The sequence below is a fragment of the Paenibacillus dakarensis genome (genome assembly GCF_001373415.1).
Lineage (GTDB): Bacteria > Bacillota > Bacilli > Paenibacillales > Paenibacillaceae > Paenibacillus_AQ > Paenibacillus_AQ dakarensis.
This window is the reverse complement of record NZ_CDSE01000088.1, coordinates 1-3,253: the sequence shown is the minus strand read 5'-3', so window position 1 is coordinate 3,253 and position 3,253 is coordinate 1. Positions and strand designations below refer to the sequence as shown.

The window sequence follows — 3,253 nt, the reverse complement described above, 5'->3', positions numbered from 1 at the left end:
AACTTATGCATCATGGCGGGTTCGGGGAGCTATTCTGGACTCACTGCGCCAAGGGGATTGGGTTCCTCGTTCCGTTCGTGAAAAGGCTAAAAAAATCGAATCTGCTTACCAGCAGCTGGAGCAGAAATATCTCAGGAGTGTTAGTGATTCCGAGATGAGTGACTATCTGGAGGTTTCCGAGAAAGAGTTCAGACAAATGCTGCAGGAAGTAGCGGTAATGACGCTTAACTCGCTGGAAGATCCTATTCGTGAAGAAGAGTCAGAGACTCGAATGTCTCTTTTGGTGGATGAAAAGGCCAAAAATCCTGATTATAAAGTGCATGAATTTTATTTACGGGAAGCCCTTGTGAAAGGGATTAATAAGCTCACGGAAAAAGAAAGGACAGTTGTTTCCTTACTATATTATGAAGATCTATCACTCAGCGAAATAGCCGAAGTTATGTCACTCTCTCCATCTAGAATCTCGCAGCTTCATTCAAAAGCGATTCTGAGACTTCGGGGAACGCTTGATAAGGAACGGGATCTATTGATGCAGAACGATTAACGCTTGCCATTAAGGAAGGGGGTTCACGGATGTCTGTTGATTATGCGCTCGACCAATATTTTAATGTCACATTTTCTGATGATAAGACTGTTGCTTATTTGCAGATGACGAAATGGGACAAGGATTTCAATTGCAGTAAAGAAGCCCTTGAACAGTTTCTCCGAGGCCACCAAATCCGGTACGGGCTGCAGCATGATACTCTGGGGCGAATAGTTAGTCATTCAGAGGAGTACCAATACAGCAGAGCACCAATAGCAATCGGGACCGAACCGGTTCACGGTGAAAATGGGCGGATTGAGTTGAAGGTTGAAATCGGAGAGAAGGAGCACTTGCGCCCTCTTGAGACGGTTGATGGCAAGGTGGACTATAAGGAAATCAGCCGCCTTAATAATGTGAAAAAAGGCCAACTGATCGCCATTCGTATTCCGCCTAAGCCCGGTGTTCCGGGAACGGCTTTAACTGGTGAGGATATTCCTTGCAAACCGGGGAAAGAGGCTCATTTTAAGATTGGAAAAAATGTAGTTGTGAATCCTGAAAATACAGCCATGTATGCTGCAATTGACGGTCTATTAACCAAGACAGAAAAAGAAAAGATTAATGTATTTCCTGTCTATGAGATTAATGGTGATGTGGATTACAGTATAGGAAACATAGACTTTGTCGGAACCGTGGTCATTCGGGGCAATGTGTTGACCGGCTTCCGTATTAAAGCAGCTGGAGACATACGGGTGACCGGATTCGTTGAAGGAGCTGAGCTTGAAGCAGAAGGATCTATTGATATTTCAGGCGGAATCATCGGTTATAACAAAGGCTATGTGAAGGCGGGCCAGCATGTAAAAAGTTCTTTCGTGCAAGATGGCAATGTGATGGCCGGGGCAGATATTACAGTTAACCAGAGTATTATGCACTCTAATATTCGAGCTGGGCAGAACGTCGTATGTAACGGCACAAAGGGACTCATTGTGGGCGGGACCGTACAAGCAGGAGAGAAAGTGATTGCAAGAACGGTAGGAAATACAATGTCTACAGCAACTGTTATTGAGGTTGGTGTCCTGCCTGAGCTGCGGAATGAAATTACGGAATTGAGAGTTCAACAGAAACAGATTGTGGAGAGCATGGACAAGACGGATAAGGCATTATATTTACTGAATCAATTGGCGGCAGCTGGACAGCTGTCTCCGGATAAGATGGCACTCCGTGTGAAATTAAATGCCACTAAGAAATCAAATATGGCTGAACAGGCTGAAATCAAAGACAGAATGCTCGAAATTGAGCGTACGCTGGAGGATACAGGCCGTGCAAGAGTCGATATTGTTAAAACAATATATGGTGGGTCTAAAATTGTCATTGGACGTTACACCCGGTTTATTAAGGATCCGACACAGCGGGTTTCTTTTTATTATCATGAAGGTGATATCAGCATGTTCCCTTTGGTGTAGCACTGAGTCATAATTGGAGTATGGTTGGCAGTTATTATGAATGGACGGGGGTGATTCCACATGAGTCTAAAATCAGTGGAGATGCAAATTGCGGTGCCGAGAACGAGTGAAGCAGGCAAAATCCAACAAGAGCATCATCAGCGTCCTTCTCAGGATCAGGCATTACTGGCCGGAGAGCAAATGAAGCAAAGTCGGCAGGCTGCTCAGCGAAGTACTGAAGTAAACGAATCCGCGGAATCAGCCATTCGGGAGGGCGGTAGCCGCCACACGCCTGACAAGGGAGAAGATACCTCAGAATCCAAGGAGCATTCCGCGGAGCAACCTGCTGAGCATCCATACAAAGGGCGTAAATTGGATATTTCATTATAAGCGTAAATTATAGGCATAAAGGAGTTAATTGTTTTGGACTCATGGATATATATCGTGCTCCTAGGCATCGCGGCCATTTTGTATGCGTTCATGCTGCCTAAACGCCGTGAAGATACGGTTAATAATGAACAGATTATTAAAGAGGTAGAGTCTACCCTGGAGCAGTATATGAATGAAATACAGCTTGAGAACGAGCAGCTGCTTGAATTGGTTGGACAGATGAAGCAGGAGCAGTCTGCTAAGCATACCGTTCAGCAGGAGCAAATCAATGAAATGCGTCAGCGTCTTTTGGCGGCGGAACAGCAGTTATCTTCTACTGAAGCTCGAATGGGAATAATGGAGACTGCTTTATCGGCAAAAGGTAACGATCCATTACCGGCAGGATCCTCAGGATCAACTGAACCAACCGAATCAGAAAAGATTACTCAGCCACCGGTAAATTCGATTAAACGGCGGTATACATCATTATTCGATATGTATGAAGACGGTAAATCCATCGATATGATTGCCAAATCCACCGGTATGCAGCGGGGAGAAGTTCAGTTAATTATTCAATTGGCTAAACAGGAGGAAACGCCGTGATCAGGAACCGTGTATTTATGTTGGGTCTTGGCCTTGGTCTCGTGGTTGGCGTATTATTGCTGCAGCTTATGATGATAGGTGAACGAAGCGTGCCTTCCGCGCAGCCGGAGGAGAAGGAATGGACTAAAGAAGAGGTTGAACAGGCAGCTAAATCGTTGAATTTGCAAGTTGTGGATGACAATAAAGAGCTTATGACGGAGGATGAGTGGAAAGAAAAGCTGACACCGTCTTCTAAAGCACCCGATGCACAAAAACCGGATACTCCAAAACCGCCTGTTAACCCCGAAAAAAACAAGAACAAAGCCACTTCTCCCGCCGT

Annotated in this window: 4 protein-coding genes and 1 pseudogene; all 5 read left to right on the top strand. The window is 45.2% G+C overall.

Features of this window, described 5'->3' with window-relative positions:
- The coding region (locus BN1234_RS19220) for a sigma-70 family RNA polymerase sigma factor (protein WP_054958251.1) at window positions 1-544 on the top strand (544 nt) is incomplete at its 5' end.
- A gap of 29 nt (window positions 545-573) precedes the next feature.
- A complete protein-coding gene (locus BN1234_RS19215) occupies window positions 574-1,983 on the top strand; it encodes a flagellar assembly protein A (RefSeq protein ID WP_054958250.1) in 1,410 nt (469 codons plus the stop codon).
- A gap of 60 nt (window positions 1,984-2,043) precedes the next feature.
- Window positions 2,044-2,352: a hypothetical protein gene (locus BN1234_RS19210; protein ID WP_054958249.1), complete on the top strand. Its 309-nt coding sequence runs from the start codon at window positions 2,044-2,046 to the stop codon at window positions 2,350-2,352.
- A 33-nt stretch (window positions 2,353-2,385) separates the two neighbouring features.
- Window positions 2,386-2,934 carry a hypothetical protein gene (locus BN1234_RS19205; RefSeq protein ID WP_156337276.1) on the top strand — a complete coding sequence of 183 codons (549 nt, stop codon included), beginning with the start codon at window positions 2,386-2,388 and terminating at the stop codon, window positions 2,932-2,934.
- Window positions 2,931-3,253, top strand: a pseudogene (locus tag BN1234_RS19200) (hypothetical protein); the annotation flags it as partial. The gene BN1234_RS19205 and the pseudogene BN1234_RS19200, both read left to right, overlap by 4 nt.

Coding starts and splice junctions, on each gene's coding strand:
- BN1234_RS19210 (WP_054958249.1), top strand. CDS start 2,044: ATGAGTCTAAAATCAGTGGAGATGCAAATTGCGGTGCCGAGAACGAGT.
- BN1234_RS19215 (WP_054958250.1), top strand. CDS start 574: ATGTCTGTTGATTATGCGCTCGACCAATATTTTAATGTCACATTTTCT.